Source organism: Desulfovibrio sp. TomC (assembly GCF_000801335.2).
GTDB lineage: Bacteria > Desulfobacterota > Desulfovibrionia > Desulfovibrionales > Desulfovibrionaceae > Solidesulfovibrio.
The window spans coordinates 117489-135099 of the sequence record NZ_JSEH01000006.1; the positions used below are offsets into that span (position 1 = coordinate 117489).

Sequence of the window (17611 nt, forward strand, 5' to 3'; positions counted from 1 at the left end):
CCCCTCACCCGGCCTTGGCCGAGGAAGACCGACATGCAGACCAGTCATCTCGATTTTACCGGCTACAGCGGCCGACGCATCCATCTTGGCGTCACCGGTTCGGTGGCCGCCTATAAGGCTCTGGCCCTCGTGCGCCGCCTGCTCGCCACCGGGGCCGGCGTCGGCGTGACCCTGACCGAGGCGGCCCGGCAATTCGTCACCCCGCTCTCCTTTGAGGCCCTGGGGGCCGATCCGGTCTATACCGCCCTTTTCAATCACGATGCCGCCAATTTTGCCCATCTGGCCCCGGCCCAGTCGGCCGATCTTTTTGCCGTTGTGCCGGCCACGGCCAACACCCTGGCCAAGATGGCCCACGGGCTGGCCGATGACCTCCTGTCCTGCCAGGCCCTGGCCTTTGCCGGACCGCTGGTCTGCGCGCCGGCCATGAATCCCCGGTTGTGGCAGGCTGCGGCCACCCAGTCCAACTGGCGCACGCTCCTTGAGCGCGGCGTCATCGGCATTGCCCCGGAGTGCGGCTCCATGGCCTGCGGCGAGTCCGGCCAGGGGCGTCTGGCCGCGGACGAGGCCATTTTCGCCGCCCTGCTGCGGGCCATTACCCCCCAGGACATGGCCGGCAAACGGGTCCTGGTCAGTCTTGGCCCGACCCGCGAATATTTCGATGCCGCCCGTTTTTGGTCCAATCCCTCCACCGGGCGCATGGGAGCCTGCGTGGCCATGGCTGCCTGGTTGCGCGGGGCCTCGGTCACCGTGGTGTCCGGCCCGGTTTCCTGGTGGTTCCCGGAGGATGTGCGGGTCTTGCCGGTGGTCAGCGCCGCCCAGATGTACGAGGCCTGTCTCGACGCCTGGACCGGATCGGACTATGGCGTGATGGCGGCGGCGGTGGCTGATTTTTCGCCAAAACCCCATCCCGGCGGCGGCAAATTCAAAAAAGACGCTGCCGAGGCCGGCCCCCCCCTGGAATTTCTCCCCACCCGTGATATCCTGGCGGCAATGGGCGGCGTCAAAACCCCTGGCCAATACCTGATCGGCTTTTGCGCCGAGACCGAGAATCTGGGCGAAAACGCCCGGGGCAAGTTGACCCGCAAAAACTGCGACGCCATCATTGCCAACCCGATTGGGCGCAGCGACACGGGCTTTGCCAGTCCCTCCAACGAGGCCCTGGCCCTGGACGCCGAGGGTCGCCAGGAAACCTGGGGCAACATCCCCAAAACCGAAATGGCCATGAAAATATGGGACTTCTCGATTCGCTCCTAGAGGTGCCCGAACGCCTGCGCGTCTGGCAGATGGCCGGCGTGCGCCATTTCTACATCGACCCGGATGCTGCTTTTTCTGATGCTTCGCCGGCCCAGGAGCCGGCTGTCCCGGAAGAACCCGATAGGGCCATGGGTCTGCCTTCCGCAGTGGACATGCCCCCCCAGGAGGCCACGGCCCAAGTTGCGGCAACGACCCTGTCTGCGGCCGTGGACGCTGCGGCAGCGACCCTGACCGAAGCCGCACTGTCTGTTGCCCCGGCCGCTCCCTCGCCTTCGCTTCCCGAGGATCCGTCGCAGTGGCCCGATCCCTGGCCGGCCCTTTATGCCAAGGCCCCGGCCCGGCCACGGCTGGTCATCACCTACAGCGAACTGGGGTTTGACCTCACCGGCCAGGCCGATCCCCGGCGCGGCGGGCTGTGGCGCACCCTGCTTCGCGACCTGGATTTGGCCGGCAAAAATGCCGTGGCATTCTGGCCCTTTGCCCTGCCTACGCACACACTATTGACAGACTTCCCGGAGCACTTCGCAGCCGGCATCAGGCGAATGGCCCCGGCGGTGCTGGCCGTCTTCGGCCCCCTGCCCCCGGCAGTGGCTCTGGCGCTTGACCAGATCGGACAGCCGATGCCCGTAATCGAACGGCTTCCCCATCCCGAAACCCTGCTTGCAAGCGACCCGGAGGCATGGAACCATGTCTGTACGACGCTTTCACCCTTTGCCTAAGTTCTGCTGCCGCTTCTTTTTTCTTGTTCTCGCAACACTTCTGCTGGCCGGGCAAGCCCAGGCGACGACAGTTCTCGAAGCCCGGCTGGCTGCGGCCATCAGCCCGGCCCAGGCCGACATGCTGGATAACGCCCTGCGCGCCGCTTCCGGCAAACACGCCGACCTCCTGCTCCTCACCCTCGACACCCCGGGCGGCAGCATCGAAGTCATGCGGCGCATGGTCGGCTCCATCCTAAACGCCACGGTGCCAGTGGTGGTCTATGTGGCCCCAGGCGGGGCGCGGGCGGCCTCGGCCGGCGTCTTTCTGGCGGCGGCGGCCGATGTGGCCGTCATGGCCCCCCAGACCACCATCGGCGCGGCCTCGCCCATTGCCCCGGGCGGCGAGGATTTGCCCAAGACGGCTGACAAGAAAGTCCGAAACGACCTGCAAAGTCTGGTGCGCGGGCTGGCCGACAAACACGGCCGCAACGTCAACTGGTACAAGCGCTCGGTGGAAGAGGCCGCCAGCCTGACCGCCGCCGAGGCCGTGGCCGAACGGGTGGTGGACTTTATTGCCGTGGATGCGCGCGACCTGCTTGTCCAGCTGGGCAAGCGCGGCCTGCCGACCGCTGCCGGGCTGGTCCGCTTCGACGGCCAGAGCGCCGGTATCGAGGCCTACGACCCCGGTCCCTGGTATAGTCTGCTTTCCTGGCTGCTCGACCCCCAGATCGCCTATGTGCTGCTGCTTATTGGCGTGGCCGGCGTCTTTTTCGAGCTGATCACCCCTGGGGCCATTTTGCCCGGCGTGGTCGGCGGCCTGGCCCTTATTTTGGCCCTGTACGCCCTGTCGGTCCTGCCGACCAACGCAGCCGGCCTGCTGCTCTTGCTCGGAGCCGGCGTGCTGTTTCTGCTGGAACTGCATATCACCAGTTTTGGCCTGCTGAGCCTGTCTGGCGTGGCGGCCCTTCTTTTCGGGTCCCTGCTGCTGTTTCGCCTGGACGGCCAGACCGCCCTGCCGCTGCGCCTTATCCTGCCCACCGTGGCTGGCGTCTCGGCCTTGCTGCTCGGGGCTGGCTGGCTGTTGGCCAAAGCCCAACGGCAAAAGCCCAGGTCCGGGGTTGAAGCGCTCATCGGGCAAACGGCTCTGGTGCGCCGCTGGGAAGGCGACGCCGGGAAGGTGTTTGTACACGGGGAGATCTGGAACGCCCGGTTTTTCTCCAAGCAGCGTCCGGCTTCCCCCCTGGTTGCGGGCCAGGACGTGCGCATAGAAGCGGTCCAGGATTTCGTGTTGCTCGTAGCCGCCAACCCGTCGCCTCCAGGCGACGACCGGCAAGCGTAACCGCTTTTGCCAGGAGGTTTCCATGTTCGGTTTCATTCCGCTCATTGTCATCGTGGTCTTTTTGTTAATGGCCTCCCTGCGGGTGCTCAATGAATACGAGCGCGGGGTGGTTTTTCGCCTCGGCCGGATCATCGGGGCCAAGGGACCGGGATTGATCCTGCTTTTTCCGATCATCGACCGCATGACCAAGGTGTCGCTGCGCACCTTTGCCCTGGACGTGCCGCACCAGGACGTCATCACCAAGGACAACGTCAGCATCAAGGTCAATGCCGTGGTTTATTTCCGGGTGGCCGAGCCGATCAAGGCCATTTTGGAGGTGGAGGACTACATGTACGCCACCTCCCAGATTTGCCAGACCACGTTGCGCAGTGTCTGCGGCGGGGTGGAGCTCGACGAGATCCTGGCCCACCGCGACAAGGTCAATGAACAGGTGCAGACCATCCTCGATACCCACACCGGGCCTTGGGGCATCAAGGTGGCCAATGTGGAACTCAAATATATCGACCTGCCCCAGGAGATGCAGCGGGCCATGGCCAAACAGGCCGAAGCCGAGCGCGAACGCCGGGCCAAGATCATCAATGCCGAGGGAGAATTCCAGGCCTCAGCCAGACTTGCCGAAGCGGCCGAGATCATAAGCGCCCGTCCCGAAGCCATGCAGCTGCGCTACCTGCAAACCATCCGGGAGATGGCCTCGGAAAGTCAGGCCACGACAATTTTGCCCATCCCACTTGATTTTATCCGCTCTTTTTTTCATGGTCCGAGCCACGCCGCAGTGGCGACCGCATATGGCCAGTCCGCGGTCCCTTCGGCTAAGGCCCGGGACGTGCAACGCAATGACGACCCGGCATCACCCGGAGCAGTGGAGGCGTCCCGGAACGACGCATAGCGTCGCTCCTTCCCGAGCAGGCCATACCGGCCTTCGGGTCCGATTTACCGCTACCCAAAGGAATCATGAATATCCTTGTCACCGGCGCCGCCGGATTCATCGGCTTCCATCTGTGTCGCCGTTTCTTGTCCATGGGTTTTACCGTTACCGGACTGGACAACCTCAACCCCTATTATTCCGTGGCCCTCAAAAAGGACCGCATCGCCTTGCTCTCGGCGGACGCCAAGTTTCGGTTCGTCCAGGAGGACATGGTTGATCGGGCCGCCATGGACCGGCTCTTCGACGCCGGGGGCTTTAACTATGTGGTCAATCTGGCGGCCCAGGCCGGCGTGCGCCACAGCTTAAGCCACCCCGAAGACTATATAAATGCCAATATCATTGGCTATTTCAATATCTTGGAGAACTGCCGGCAGCACAAGGTGGACCATTTCGTCTTTGCCTCGTCCAGTTCGGTCTACGGACTCAACACCAAGATGCCTTTTTCGGTCCACGACAACGTGGACCACCCGATAAGCCTCTATGCCGCCTCAAAAAAGTCCAACGAGTTGATGGCCCATTCCTACAGCTATCTGTTCGGGCTTCCCTGCACCGGACTGCGCTTTTTTACCGTCTACGGTCCTTGGGGCCGGCCGGACATGGCCCTGTTCCTGTTTGCCAAGGCCATCATGGAAGGCAACCCGATCCAGGTCTTCAACCACGGCCAGATGGAGCGCGATTTCACCTACATTGACGACATCGTCGAAGGTGTAGTGCGGGTGACGCAAAACATTGCCGCGCCCAATCCGGCCTGGAATCCGGCTTCGCCTGATCCGAGCAGCAGTGTTGCGCCGTATCGCCTCTACAACATTGGCAACAACAACAGCGTCACTTTGCTTGAGTTCATAGAAGCCATCGAAGAGGCCTTGGGCAAGCAGGCTGTGAAAGAGTTTTTGCCCCTGCAACCGGGCGATGTTCCAGCCACCTGTGCCAACATTGACGACCTGATCAATGCCGTCGGCTTCAAGCCCGCAACGGACATCAAGACCGGGATTGCCAATTTTATTGCCTGGTATCGTGAGTATTATCATCAATAGGATTGACAGGAGTGGGAGGGTCCTCTAATCGGGCCTTTTAGGAAAAATCTGTAACCCGCCTCAAGGACGGACTGCGGTAATGGAATTCAAGACCACGAAACGTGATCTCGAAGAGGTTTTTGCCACCCTTCAGAGTCAGGTTGAAGACGCTGCCCTGCCAGATGAGGCGTTGGTGAATCGTCTGGCCCGTCTCGCCCGCAAACTGCACCAGATGGCCGACGAGGCCTGGATGGACGAGGCGGAGGATTTTTCCCACCTCGCCGGGCAGTTGCTCAATGCTGTTAAAAAGAACGATGTGGAAGGGTGTGTGATGATTATGGAATCACTCCGTGACGCCCAGACCTTTTGCCATCGGACCTTTCGCGATTAAGCCGCTGTCCCCCTGTTTCACGTGAAACATCGGGAGAGGCGCGTCTCGACCGTTGCGGGACGTATCCGGCCAAGGAGATGCGTCATGGCTCGTGTCATCGTGATCGCCAACCAGAAAGGCGGCGTGGGCAAAACCACGACAGCCGTTAATCTGGCCGCTTCACTGGCGGTGATGGAAAAAAAAACCCTGCTGATCGACTGTGATCCCCAGGCCAACGCCAGCAGCGGCCTGTCCATCTATCAGGACCAGATCACCGAAAATCTCTACTCGGTCCTGTTTGATCCCCAAAACGCCCGCAAGGCCTTTGTCGGCACGGAACTGCCGTTTTTGACCGTGCTGCCCTCAGCCCCGGATCTGGTGGCCGCCGATATCGAATTGGTGGGCAAGCCGGGTCGGGAATTTTATCTGCGCACTCTGATTGAAGGGGTCGCTGACGAGTTCGACTACATCCTGCTCGATTGTCCGCCCTCGCTCGGGCTGGTGACGCTCAACGCCTTGTGCGCGGCCACGGAAATGCTCGTGCCGCTCCAGTGCGAGTACTACGCCCTGGAAGGCATTGCCCAGTTGCTGCGGACCTACGATCAGGTGCGCAAACGCCTCAACCCCAGGCTCAAGCTCCTTGGCGTGGTCCTGACCATGTACGACGGCCGCAACAAGCTCAATCGCCACGTCAAACGGGAAGTCTGGAAATGCTTCCCCAAGCTCTATTTCCAGACGCTCATTCCCCGCAATATTCGTCTGTCCGAAGCCCCGAGCTACGGCAAGCCCGTGCTCACCCACGACGTCAAATCGCGCGGGGCCGAAGCCTATCTGTCCCTGGCCCAGGAAGTCGTGCGGCGGCAGACAGCGGCCTGATCGGTTGCTGCCCGGCCCGCGTCTTTCCCAAGGCTCGGCACCTTTCCCCCCGCACCATCAAAAAAGCCGCCGGCATCACTGCCGGCGGCTTTTTTGTCGGTGCAGGGGGAGATCAGCCCTTGTCAATGTAGGGCTTGCACTCGACGGTCAGATGCTTTTTGAAATGCTTCTTGAGCACCAGGGCCTTGCAGGCGGCGCATTGGAAGGTTACCAATCCACCGAGGTTGGCGTTTCGCAGGCGAAAAACCCGCGGCTCGTCGGCCCGCCAATCCTCGGTCTTGGCGCCGCAACAGTCGCAGTGCACGTCGTAGGCCGGGGGATAGGTGAAATCCCAATAGGCCAAAAGCGTTTCCCACTCGGCGATAGGTTCGGGCCGCTCCTCGGGTTCGGGCCGACAGGCCGGATCGAGAACATAGAGCGCTCGCAGCAGCTCCGGCAGCACGGCCTCGTGGCACTTGGCCCACAGTTCGGGGCTGATACGCACGCCGCGCGGCGTGCCGGCGGCGTCAAAGAGTTCCAGGAAATGGGGCGAAATGGGCGGCACGGATGGCTCCTTGGCTGGCGGCGGACACGACCGGATGGATCGCGGCGGCCATTGAAAAAGAATCGAAACAGGGTAACCCTCAAGACGGAAGCGCCACGGGCGTCGTCCGAAAACTACGATAAGAAGGAATGCATCCATGGCGCAAGCCCAAAAAGGATTGGGCCGGGGGCTTGAGGCCCTGCTCGGCGGTTTTGGGGAAGAGCGGGAGACCGACAACGCCGTCCTGGTCCTGCCCCTGGAGGGCGTCCGGGCCAATCCCGACCAACCCCGGCGCGCGTTTTCCGACGAGGCCTTGGCCGAACTGGCGGATTCCATCCGCGAGCAGGGGTTGCTGCAGCCGGTGTTGGTGCGACCGGTTTCGGGACACGGCCCGGCCAGCTACGAAATCGTGGCCGGCGAGCGGCGCTGGCGGGCCGCCCGGCTGGCCGGGTTGACGGAAATTCCGGTGCTGGTGCGCCAGGTGGATGAGGAAACCGGCTTTGCCCTGGCCCTGGTGGAGAACCTCCAGCGCGAAGACTTAAATCCCATGGAAGAGGCGGCCGGCTACCAACAGTTGGTCAACCGCTACGGCCTGAGTCAGGACGCCGTCGCCAAAAAAGTCGGCAAAAGTCGCTCCGCCGTGGCCAACGCCCTGCGGCTCAACGCCCTGTCCGAACCCATCCGGACCGATCTGGCCGAAGGCCGGCTGACGGCCGGCCATGCCCGGGCCTTGCTGGCCTTGCCCGAGGGCGATTTGCGCGAGGCCCTGTGGCGGCGCATCGTTGACGACGGACTCAGCGTCCGCGAGGCCGAGGCGGCTGCCGGCTATGCCAAGGCCCACGGCTGCCTGCCCGAGGCCGGGGCCGGGCCGGCGGCGGAAAACAGCCGCAAACCCGCAGCCAAACCGGCCGTGGACGGCCGTCTGGTCAGTCTCGAAGCCCTGCTGACCGAACGGGCCGGGGTGCTGGTCAAAACCGCCGGCACGGCCGAACACGGCCGATTGACCTTCCACTTCAGTTCCCGCCGCGAACTGGAGGGGCTGCTTGAGCGCTTCAATCTCCAGCCGGCCGCTCTGGGAGACGAGGTGTGAATGCCGCTTCGGACCTGCCCCGTTTGGCCGACGCCCTGACCCGGGCGGCCAAACGGCCCATCGTGGTCGTGGGCGACAGCATGCTCGACCACTATCTCATGGGCGAGGTGAGCCGTATTTCCCCGGAAGCGCCTGTACCGGTGGTGCGGGTGGGCAGCGAGCGCCATCTGGCCGGCGGGGCCGGCAACGTGGCCCGCAACATCGCTGCCCTGGGCGGGAAACCGGTTTTGGTGTCGGCCACGGGCGATGACGACGCCGGGAGTATGTTGGCTGCGCTTCTGGAGCACGAAGGCATCGAGGCTTTGCTCGTGCGCGACCGCACCAGGCCGACCACCATCAAGACGCGCATCATCGCCCAGAACCAGCAGGTGGTGCGGGTGGACCGCGAATCCGACGCCCAACTCTCCGATCGGGCGCGCCAGGGCCTGATCGACGGCTTGACCGGGCTGGTGCGCCAGGCCGGGGTGGTGGTGGTCTCGGACTATGCCAAGGGCGTCATTGGTCGCGAGCTCATGGACGCCCTGCGCCTGGCCATGGCTGATCTCGACCCCAAGCCCCTGGTGTTGGTTGATCCCAAACCAGCCAATGCCGCCTGCTACGGCGGGGTCGATCTGCTGACGCCAAACCTCAAGGAAACCCTGGAGATGGCCGGCCCCCGGGGGCTGGTCCGGGAATCGGGACCGCGCGGCGTGCTGCGGGCCGGGCTGGCCCTTTTCAAGTCCGTGCGCTGCAAACATCTGTGCGTGACGCTTGGACCGGATGGCATCGCGCTTTTTCGCACGCCCTCGGATGTGACGCATATTCCCACGGCCGCACGGCGCGTCTATGACGTCACCGGGGCCGGCGATTCGGTCATGGCCGCCCTGGCTTGCGGTCTGGCTGGCGGGCTTGATCTGCTCGACGCCTGTATCCTTTCCAATTATTGTGCCGGTATCGCCGTCTCCCAGGTGGGCGCCGTGGCGGTCGCGCGGCAGGAGCTGACGGCCGTGCTGGCGCGCGCGACGCCCCCGACCATGGAACGCTGGCTCTAGCTGGCGCAACTCCCAACGCAAGGCTGGAGCCGATTTTGACCAGTACCCCATCGGAAGCAAGCCAGAGCTGGACGCTGACGGCTGGCGATTCACCGGGACAGGTGATCCTGAGCGGCGAAATTGATTTCGCCTCGGCCCCGGCCGTGCGCGCGCGCCTGTTGGCGGCCATGGACTGCGACGCCAAGGAAATCGTGCTGCATCTGGCCGATCTGGCCTATATCGACAGCTCCGGGCTGGCCCTTTTCATTGAGGCCCGCAAACTGTTGGCCGAATCCGGGCGCACCATTCGTATTGCCGACATCTCGGGGCAGGTCCGCAAACTGTTTCGGCTGACTCAACTCGGCGAACTGTTCGGCCTGCCTGAGTAACGGCTTTCGGCGCACGACAGGGCAATGGGCAGGAAGCAAAACGAACTGGGCGCGTTGGTCGGGCTGGTGTCCGGCTTGCTGCGCTGCGGCGCGGCCGCGGTCAATCCCCTGCGCCGGTCCAAAACCTACCTCCGTTCCCGTACCGTCAGCCACCTCGCCTGGGTGGGGGCTGATTCCCTGGGCATCGTCAGCATCATCGCCGCCTGCGTGGGCATCATCCTGGCCTTGCAGGCCGCCATCCAGTTGGAAAAAGTCGGGGCCATGAGCTATGTGGCCAATCTGGTGGGCTTTTCCCTGGTCACCGAGCTCGGCCCGCTCCTCACCTGCCTGATCCTGTCCGGCCGGGCCGGGGCCGCGTTTACCGCGGAAATCGCCACCATGCAGATCAACGAGGAAATCGACGCCTTAAACGTCATGGGCATCGAGCCGGTGCGCTTTCTGGTGTGGCCCAAATTCGTGGCCATGGCCGTCATGGCCCCGCTGCTCACCTTGTGGGCCGACGCCGTGGGCATCACGGCCGGCGGGGTGTTCGCCTCCCTGGCCCTGGGGCTTTCGGGCAAGGTCTACTTCGAACAGACCGCGTATTTTCTCGGCTTTCGCGACCTGCTTTCCGGCCTGGTCAAAAGCGCCGGATTTGGGGTGGCCATCACGGTCATTTCCTGCTGGCAGGGTTTTTTGGCCCGGGAAGGCGCGGCGGACGTTGGCCGGCGCACCACCAGCGCCGTGGTCCAGTCCATCTTCGTCATGATTCTTTTGGATTTGTTTTTTACCGCGCTCAATTATATCTTCCGCTAAACGAGGAGACTTTGCGTGGCTGGCCGTCTGGAATCCCCTGCAATTGCGCTTTCCGACGTCAGTGTCGGCTACGGCGACCGGGTGGTGCTCTCGGGAGTGACCACGGTGCTGCCTGGCGGCCAGGTGAGCGTCATACTCGGCGGTTCGGGCTGCGGCAAATCCACCCTGCTTCGCAACATTATCGGCCTCGTCCCCATCAAGTCCGGGCGCATCGTGCTGGGCGGGCGGGACATGGAACACCTGTCCCCGGCCGACCGGCTCGACACCAGACGGCGCATGGGGGTGCTTTTTCAGGATGGGGCACTGCTCGGGTCCCTGCGTCTGGGCGAGAACATCGCCCTGCCCCTGCGCGAGCATACGGAACTGTCCAATTCGCTTATCGAGGAAATCGTCCATATGAAGCTCAAACTGGTCGGCTTGGACGACTTCATGGACTACTACCCCAGCGAACTGTCCGGCGGGATGCGCAAACGGGCCGGACTGGCCCGGGCCATGGCCCTGGACCCGGCCGTGCTGCTGTGCGACGAGCCGACGTCGGGACTTGATCCGATCACCGCCGCCGACATGGACCAGCTCATTCTCGAACTGCGGGCCACCTTTGACATGACCATCGTGGTCGTCTCCCATGACCTGGAAAGCCTCGCGGCCATTGCCGACCATGTCGTGGTCTTAAGCGCCGGCAAGATGTTGTTTGAAGGTCCGTTGCCAAAGCTTGCGACCTGCGACGACCCGTTCATCAAACAGTTTCTGGCCCGCCAACCCAGCCGCGAAAGTCGCATTCTTGGCCAGGATTGGGCCGCCATGAACGAGAAACGGCGTGCGTCTCTCGCCGGGAGGCCCTGATATGCTCTCTGCCAAAGCCAGCCGTTCGGAATATATCAAGGCCGCCGTGACCCTGGCCCTGGGACTGTGCATCCTGGGCGGGTTCATGGTGGTGCTCGGCGGCAACTGGTTTTGGGTCAAGTACGACATGTACGACATCCGGTTCACCTCCATCAAGGACCTGAACCGGGGCCGGCCGGTCAAATACGCCGGCCTGGATGTCGGGCGGGTCGAGGACATCAGCCTGGATATTCACGACCCCCGCTCCATCCTGGTGAAAATCGCCATCAAACAAGGCTTTCCGCTCTTTGCCGGCACCGTGGCCCGCATCGCCCAGAAGGGGCTGGTGGGGGATTATTATGTTCTGCTGGAACTGCGCGGCCAGCCCGGGGACAAACTCGTCCCGGGCGGGACCATTCCGGCCATCGTCACCATGGACATGCAGGAACTGGCGGCCAAGGCCGGCGAACTGCTGGATGACATCCGTCCGAAAATTAACGAGATCGCCGAAAACATCGCCAACCTGTTTACGCCGGAAAATACCGAATCCCTGAAAAAAGCCCTGGAAGGGACGCCGAAACTGGTGGAAGACCTGCGGCTGGCCGCGGGCGACTTCCGCCGCAATTGGGAGTCTTTGTCCACCAAGGGCGGCAAGGCGGCCGAAACCCTGGATGCGTCGCTCAGGCGCATGGACAAGGCCGTAACCACTGTCGAAGCCGAACTGACCAAGACCCTGGGCACGTTTCGCACCCAGGCCACCGGCGTTGGCGGCCTGGTCGCCGACGTGCGCCAGGGCTTTAACTACGATCAGGAACAGCTCGAGGACATCCTCAAGAACCTCAACCGTACGAGCCGGGAAGTCCGGGAACTCGCCGCAAGGCTGCGGGAGCGTCCCTGGGAACTCATCCGGCCGCCATCAGGACCAGCAAAATGAGCACGCTTCGTCTTTTCGCCCGCATGGCCCTGTGCGGCCTTTTCGCCGCCGCCCTGTCCGGTTGCTTCGGCAAACCGCCCCCGGAGCAGCGCTATTTGCGCGTGGCCATGGAATCGACCCCCTGCCCTGGAGCCGCCAGCCAGCAGCATCGCCTGCCGCTTGGCTTCAAGCCGCTCAAGTCGCTGGAAAATCTGGACCGGACCGCCGTCATGACCGCCCAGAATCAGGTGTTGACGGCAAGCCTGCAGTATTATTGGGAAGGCGCGCCCCAGGACGTGGTCGGCGGCATCCTGCGCCAGGGCATAGAATGCCAATCCACGGCGTTAACGCCGGTGGATTACCAGCCGCGCGTCGAGCACGATGCCGTGCTCACCGGCGAACTCACGGCCTTTAATGTCGATTACACCGACGGCGGCCGGTTCGTGGTCTCCCTGCACCTCGACCTGTGGACCAAGAACATGGGCGCCCGCATCTCCACCGGCGATTTTAACGCCTACGCCCCCCTGCCCGACTTCCAGGGCGATACCATTGCCAAGGCGGCCACCGATGCCCTGGGCCGGGTCACTCCCAAAGTCGTCGACTGGCTGGACCAGGGCATGCCCAAGCTGCAAAAGGCCCTGGAACATAAATAACCGCGAGGGACGGCCATGTTCGCCTTTACCTGGATTGCCGAACGCCGGATCGAGGAAGCCATGCGCCGGGGGGAATTTGAGAACCTGGAAAACCAGGGTCGCCGGATCGAATACGAGGACGATTCCATGGTTCCGGCCGACTTGCGCATGGCCTACAAGATTTTGAAGAACGCCGGGTATCTGCCGCCGGAGCTGCTGGAAGAAAAAGAGATCATCACTGCCGCCGAACTGCTGGCCGCCGCAACCGACGAGCAGGAACGTTACCGGCAGATGCAAAAGCTCAATCTCCTCGTCGCCAAGGCCAATGCCCGTCGCCGCAGTCCGCTCACTTTGGAAAAAGACGCGGCCTACTACCAGAAGGTGGTGGAACGGATATCGGTCAGGAAGCCGGGGAACGAGCCAGAATCCCGTTAAGGAGCAGGGTGCAGGCCGTTTGGCCCAACTGGGTCGTCTCCCCCTCGGTTTCGCCGCCCGGCGCAAGCCGGCCCGAAATACGCAACTCCGTCAGTCCGTGGACCATGGCCCAGGCGGCCATGGCCATGGACGCGACAGGTCCCTCCCGAAAAATCCCCGCTTCCTGGCCCCTGGTCAGGCTGGCCGCCAGGGCGTCATAGGCGGCGCTTTCGGATTCAGCCAGTTCCGGCTGCCCGCCAACGCCCGGCCGCTCTTGTCCGAACATCAGCCGGTACATGGCCGGATGGGCTTGGCCCAGGGCGATATAGCGCCGGCTGGCTTCCAGAAACCGGGCCTCATGGGCATCGGGGTATAGGTCCATGGTGGCGACAAGGCTCTGGGCCAGTCGACTAAAACCCCGGGCGGCCAAGGCGGCCAGGAGGTCGGCCTTGTCGGCAAAATGCCGATACGGGGCGCTGTGGCTGACCCCGATTTCCCGGGCCAGGGCGCGCAGGCTCAGGCCCTCGACGCCGACCGTTTCCAGCAGCCGTTCCCCGGCTGTAAGCAGTTCCTGACGCAAATTTCCGTGATGATAGGGGGCTGGCGACATAATGGATCCTTTGGTCGAGTGGTGGGGTGAGAGCAGCAAACAATGTTGACGCTGTCTACATAAAGTTTTCCCCGATGTTTCCATTGGCAACATTGGCAGCCGGGAGAGAAACGCAATGGCGGCAACGTGGTTGGTGCTCGATGCCCTGGGCGGGGAAGGAGGCGGCCGGGCCGCCATTGGTCTGGCGGTGCGGCAACAGGCAGCGCTGGTGGGGGTGCGCCTGGACGTGGCCTGTCTGCCGGAAACAGACGTCGCGCCCTGCCGGGGCTGGTTTGGCTGTGCTGCCTCCAAAGGGGCCACGGTTCACCTGGTGCATCTGGCCAGGATGTCCGGCGATGCCGAGGCCTTGGTTGAACTGGCGGACCAGCGGGACAGGGTGGACGGCGTGTGTCTGACCTACCCGCTCTACGCCGACCAGTTGCCCGGCCAGGTGCTTGAGGTCCTGGCCTGGCTGGCCGAACGGAGAAGGGAAATCCCGCCGGCCAAACCGCAACGTTTCTTTGCCGTGGCCAATTGCGGTTTCCCCGAAGCGGTCGATAACGATGGTTCCCTGGAGATGTGCCGGCTCTTTGCCGCTGAGGCGGGCTTCGCCTGGATGGGCGGTTGCGCCGTTGGCGGCGGCGGCCTGTACGAGGGGCGGGCGCTGGCGTCGCTGGGCTGGCTGGGACGCCGGGCGCGCACGGCGCTGGCGTAAAAGACCGCGCTGCTCCTGGCCCTGGAACAGCCTGATATCGCGGAAACAAAGACCATTGCGGTCCCCTGCCCGCTGCCTGCCCGGGCGTATCTGTTCATGGCCGATTGGGGCTGGAAAAAGGCTTTGCGCCGGCACAAAGGCGTAATTGACGGGTCTGCCCGGCCTGACGCACGCGGGGCGTTGTAAGAGGCCGGCGGCCGGGGACGAAGCCAGGAGGCAAGGAGATGCCTCCGGCGGCCAAAGGGGTGACCCCTTTGGAATCCCGACCGAAGGCAAGGGGTGATCCCTTGAAACTTGTTCCGTTGCCGGTGGCCGCAGGCGACGTTCCCCCAGTCCGTCGGGGCATCAGCCGCCTTTTCCTGCCGCCTGTTCCCTTCTATTGGTCTGACAGTGCATAATAAAATTTCCGTTCCTCCAAAGACAGCGGCAAATCATTGTCCGCAGCCAGAATGACGTAAGCCTTGCGCAGCAGCGGCTCCACGCGCTCCATGGCCGCCAATCGTCTGGTTGGCGCGCCGCTGGCGGCCAGCTCTACCGCAGTATCCAGAATCTGTCTGGCCCGGCTGACCACGGTATGGCGGGCCAGGGTCTTGCGTTTGGCGTTTGCGGCCATGGCCGCCAGCCGCTCGGGGTGGGCCAGGGCGGCCCGGGCCACGGCTGCGGCATGGCCGGCGTCGCCCCGGCGGTAGGTCAGCAGATCTTCACCGGGCGTGAAGAGGTCGCTAAGTCCGTTGGAGGTGTCTTCGGTCAGCAGACAGGCCCCGCAGGCCATGGCCTGGAAGAGGCGGTAATTGAGTTCCCCGGCAGCGCTTTGATTGAGCACGATCTGGCTGCGGGAAAAGATGGGCACGTAGCGCCCAGAGGTGGCAAAAAGGGGCGCATTTGCCCGGAAAGCGTCCAGGAAGGGTTTGCGCTGCGGGTTGGCCGGGCTTTGCAGCGTGCCGACAAAGGAGACCGGAATATCGCGGGAGACCTCCTGGTCGCGGTCGTAGGAGGCATCGCAGAAAAGCGGCATCCAGCGGGCCGGCCGATTGGTCGGGGAGGCGGCAAAAAGGGGGAGATAATCTTTCTGGGCCACGAAAAGCGTATCAAAGGCGGCACTGTAGGGAATGTGCCAGGGATTCATGTACTGGTCCACGGAAAAGCCGATGACCACCGAAGGCAGGGTATGGAATCCGAAGACCCAGGGCAGCTGGCAGGCGTCGCTCCACAAGATGAGGTCCGGGATCAGGGCTTTGGCGCGCAGCAGATCAAGGAATCGCATACAGGACAGGGGTTCGGTCAGGTGGACGTCGCAGTCCGGGGTGGTGCCGATGGAGAGCACGTCGTGGCCGAGTTTGCGAAAGGTGGCGACAAAGCCGGGGTGATGCAGGGTGACGATGCGCATGGCTGTTCCGGTTGGTTGCTCCTGTAACAAGGCGACACTGCCGGGCCGGCCTTGCCAGCCGGCCGGTGATTGTGGAAAACTAGTCGTTCCGGCGGCAGACCGGACAACCATCCCCCAAGGACACCGTCATGCGCAGTTCGCTTTTCAAATCCGGGCTGGAAAAAGCCCCGCATCGTTCATTGCTCTACGCTCTTGGCCTGACAAAAGAGGAAATGGAACGGCCGCTTATCGGCGTGGTCAATTCAGCCAACGAGGTCGTCCCCGGCCACATCCATTTGAACACCATTGCCGAAGCGGTCAAGGCCGGCATCCGTATGGCCGGCGGCACGCCCATGACCTTCCCGGTCATCGGCGTGTGCGATGGCCTGGCCATGAACCATGCCGGCATGCATTTTTCCCTGGTCAGCCGTGAGATCATCGCCGATTCCATCGAAATCATGGCCTCGGCCCATCCCTTTGACGCGCTGGTGTGCATTCCCAACTGCGACAAGGTGGTGCCGGGCATGCTCATGGCCATGCTGCGGCTCAACATCCCCTCGATCATCATAAGCGGCGGTCCCATGCTGGCCGGCACCACCGATGACGGCCAGTGCGACCTGATCGACGTGTTCGAGGCCGTGGGCAAGTTCAAGCGCGGCTCCATCGACGCGGACAAGCTCGACGAACTGGAGCAGAACGCCTGTCCCGGCTGCGGCTCGTGCTCGGGTATGTTCACGGCCAACTCCATGAACTGCCTGTCCGAGTCGGTCGGCCTGGGACTTCCCGGCAACGGCACCATCCCGGCGGTCACGGCCAAGCGGGTGCGTCTGGCCAAGACGGCCGGCATGCGGGTCATGGATCTCTTGGCCAAAAACATCCGGCCGCGCGACATCGTGACCGAAAAGAGCATTGAAAACGCCGTGACCATGGACATGGCCCTTGGCTGTTCCACCAACACGGTGCTGCATCTGCCGGCGGTCTTTGCCGAGGCCGGCTTGCCGCTGACGCTGGACATCTTCGACGCCATCTCGCGCAAGACCCCCAATCTGTGCAAGCTCTCGCCGGCCGGCAAGCATTATCTCGACGATCTGGAGCGGGCCGGCGGCATCCCGGCCGTCATGTCCGAGTTGGCCGCCCGGGGCCTTTTGCACCTCGACGTCCTGACCGCCACCGGCAAGACGCTGGGGGAAAACCTGACCGACCTTAAGGCGCGGGTGCGCAATTTCGACGTCATCCGGGCCAAGGAGCCCTATGCCAACGAGGGCGGCATCGCCATATTGCGCGGCAGCCTGGCCCCGGACGGGGCGGTGGTCAAACAGTCGGCCGTGGCCCCGGCCATGATGCGCCACGCCGGCCCGGCCCGGGTGTTTGACGATGAGGAAGCGGCCAACGTGGCCATCCTTGGCGGCCGGATCAATCCCGGCGACGTGGTGGTCATCCGCTACGAAGGCCCGCAAGGCGGGCCGGGCATGCGCGAAATGCTCTCCCCCACCTCCAACATCATGGGCATGGGCCTGGGCGAGTCGGTCGCGCTCATTACCGACGGCCGGTTTAGCGGCGGCACGCGCGGCGCGGCCATCGGCCATGTCTCGCCCGAGGCGGCCGACGGCGGTCCCATCGGGCTTGTCCGCGAGGGCGACCGCATCGAGATCGACATTCCGGCCCGCAAACTCGACGTGTGCGTGGACGCGGCCGAACTGGAAGCCCGCCGGGCCACCCTTGTGCATCCCGAAAAGGTCATCGAATCGCCACTGCTGCGTCGGTATGCTTCGTTGGTCAAATCAGCGGCCCAGGGCGCGGTGTACAAGGACCCCCGGGGACGATAGGATCAGGCAGCGGCCGGGAGCGAGAAACCTGGTTTGCAACGCAATCGGAGGG

At 63.6% G+C, this 17611-nt stretch carries 20 protein-coding genes; 17 read left to right on the forward strand and 3 right to left on the reverse strand.

The window, feature by feature from the left end:
* The first annotated feature begins 33 nt into the window (after positions 1-33).
* The 7 genes from coaBC (at position 34) to NY78_RS07440 (ending at position 6475) form a co-directional block, all read left to right on the forward strand.
* Positions 34-1254 (forward strand): bifunctional phosphopantothenoylcysteine decarboxylase/phosphopantothenate--cysteine ligase CoaBC, encoded by a 1221-nt coding sequence (coaBC, locus tag NY78_RS07410; protein WP_043633767.1) that lies wholly within the window; start codon positions 34-36, stop codon positions 1252-1254.
* The gene (locus tag NY78_RS07415) at positions 1230-1973 is read left to right on the forward strand and encodes a hypothetical protein (RefSeq protein WP_043633770.1); all 744 of its coding nucleotides are present in this window, start codon (positions 1230-1232) and stop codon (positions 1971-1973) included. The genes coaBC and NY78_RS07415 overlap by 25 nt, the downstream gene beginning before the upstream one ends.
* On the forward strand, positions 1942-3291 hold the full coding sequence (locus tag NY78_RS07420) for an NfeD family protein (protein ID WP_043633773.1): 1350 nt from the start codon (positions 1942-1944) through the stop codon (positions 3289-3291). The genes NY78_RS07415 and NY78_RS07420 overlap by 32 nt, the downstream gene beginning before the upstream one ends.
* Before the next feature lie 22 nt (positions 3292-3313).
* Positions 3314-4177, forward strand: coding sequence for a slipin family protein (locus NY78_RS07425; protein ID WP_043633776.1), 864 nt, complete (start codon positions 3314-3316; stop codon positions 4175-4177).
* A 65-nt stretch (positions 4178-4242) separates the two neighbouring features.
* Positions 4243-5250, forward strand: coding sequence for an NAD-dependent epimerase (locus NY78_RS07430; RefSeq protein ID WP_043633779.1), 1008 nt, complete (start codon positions 4243-4245; stop codon positions 5248-5250).
* Positions 5251-5329: 79 nt separating this feature from the next.
* Positions 5330-5620: a GAK system XXXCH domain-containing protein gene (locus tag NY78_RS07435; protein WP_043633782.1), complete on the forward strand. Its 291-nt coding sequence runs from the start codon at positions 5330-5332 to the stop codon at positions 5618-5620.
* Positions 5621-5704: 84 nt separating this feature from the next.
* Complete coding sequence (locus NY78_RS07440) at positions 5705-6475, forward strand: ParA family protein (RefSeq protein WP_043633785.1); 771 nt, start codon at positions 5705-5707, stop codon at positions 6473-6475.
* Between the two features lie 112 nt (positions 6476-6587).
* Here the strand turns inward: NY78_RS07440 and NY78_RS07445 are convergent, their stop codons facing one another.
* Complete coding sequence (locus tag NY78_RS07445; protein ID WP_043633788.1) at positions 6588-7019, reverse strand: hypothetical protein; 432 nt, start codon at positions 7017-7019, stop codon at positions 6588-6590.
* Between the two features lie 136 nt (positions 7020-7155).
* On the opposite strand from NY78_RS07445, the gene NY78_RS07450 reads away from it, so the two are divergent.
* The 8 genes from NY78_RS07450 to NY78_RS07485 are packed head-to-tail and all read left to right on the forward strand — an operon-like array spanning position 7156 to position 13084.
* A complete protein-coding gene (locus NY78_RS07450; protein WP_043633791.1) occupies positions 7156-8088 on the forward strand; it encodes a ParB/RepB/Spo0J family partition protein in 933 nt (310 codons plus the stop codon).
* Entirely contained in the window at positions 8085-9119 is a 1035-nt protein-coding gene (locus NY78_RS07455; protein WP_043633794.1) for a bifunctional heptose 7-phosphate kinase/heptose 1-phosphate adenyltransferase, read from the forward strand. The genes NY78_RS07450 and NY78_RS07455 overlap by 4 nt, the downstream gene beginning before the upstream one ends.
* A gap of 35 nt (positions 9120-9154) precedes the next feature.
* The gene (locus tag NY78_RS07460) at positions 9155-9487 is read left to right on the forward strand and encodes an STAS domain-containing protein (RefSeq protein ID WP_043633796.1); all 333 of its coding nucleotides are present in this window, start codon (positions 9155-9157) and stop codon (positions 9485-9487) included.
* A 24-nt stretch (positions 9488-9511) separates the two neighbouring features.
* A complete protein-coding gene (locus NY78_RS07465) occupies positions 9512-10282 on the forward strand; it encodes an ABC transporter permease (protein WP_043633799.1) in 771 nt (256 codons plus the stop codon).
* Positions 10283-10297: 15 nt separating this feature from the next.
* Positions 10298-11125, forward strand: coding sequence for an ABC transporter ATP-binding protein (locus tag NY78_RS07470; protein ID WP_043633802.1), 828 nt, complete (start codon positions 10298-10300; stop codon positions 11123-11125).
* A gap of 1 nt (position 11126) precedes the next feature.
* Positions 11127-12038: an MlaD family protein gene (locus tag NY78_RS07475; protein ID WP_043633805.1), complete on the forward strand. Its 912-nt coding sequence runs from the start codon at positions 11127-11129 to the stop codon at positions 12036-12038.
* Positions 12035-12670, forward strand: coding sequence for an ABC transporter (locus NY78_RS07480; RefSeq protein WP_043633808.1), 636 nt, complete (start codon positions 12035-12037; stop codon positions 12668-12670). The genes NY78_RS07475 and NY78_RS07480 overlap by 4 nt, the downstream gene beginning before the upstream one ends.
* Positions 12671-12685: 15 nt before the next feature.
* Entirely contained in the window at positions 12686-13084 is a 399-nt protein-coding gene (locus tag NY78_RS07485) for a DnaJ family domain-containing protein (RefSeq protein ID WP_043633811.1), read from the forward strand.
* On the opposite strand, the gene NY78_RS07490 is transcribed toward NY78_RS07485, so the two are convergent.
* The gene (locus NY78_RS07490) at positions 13050-13673 is read right to left on the reverse strand and encodes a TetR/AcrR family transcriptional regulator (RefSeq protein ID WP_043633814.1); all 624 of its coding nucleotides are present in this window, start codon (positions 13671-13673) and stop codon (positions 13050-13052) included. The two genes, NY78_RS07485 and NY78_RS07490, sit on opposite strands and share 35 nt — an antisense overlap.
* A 115-nt stretch (positions 13674-13788) precedes the next feature.
* On the opposite strand from NY78_RS07490, the gene NY78_RS23025 reads away from it, so the two are divergent.
* On the forward strand, positions 13789-14367 hold the full coding sequence (locus NY78_RS23025; RefSeq protein WP_053062153.1) for a hypothetical protein: 579 nt from the start codon (positions 13789-13791) through the stop codon (positions 14365-14367).
* Positions 14368-14743: 376 nt separating this feature from the next.
* Here NY78_RS23025 and NY78_RS07500 read toward each other — a convergent pair whose 3' ends face one another.
* A complete protein-coding gene (locus tag NY78_RS07500; protein WP_043633817.1) occupies positions 14744-15754 on the reverse strand; it encodes a glycosyltransferase family protein in 1011 nt (336 codons plus the stop codon).
* A 128-nt stretch (positions 15755-15882) separates the two neighbouring features.
* Here NY78_RS07500 and ilvD point away from each other — a divergent pair, with 128 nt between their 5' ends.
* A complete protein-coding gene (gene ilvD, locus NY78_RS07505) occupies positions 15883-17559 on the forward strand; it encodes a dihydroxy-acid dehydratase (RefSeq protein WP_043633819.1) in 1677 nt (558 codons plus the stop codon).
* The last annotated feature ends 52 nt before the right edge of the window (positions 17560-17611 follow it).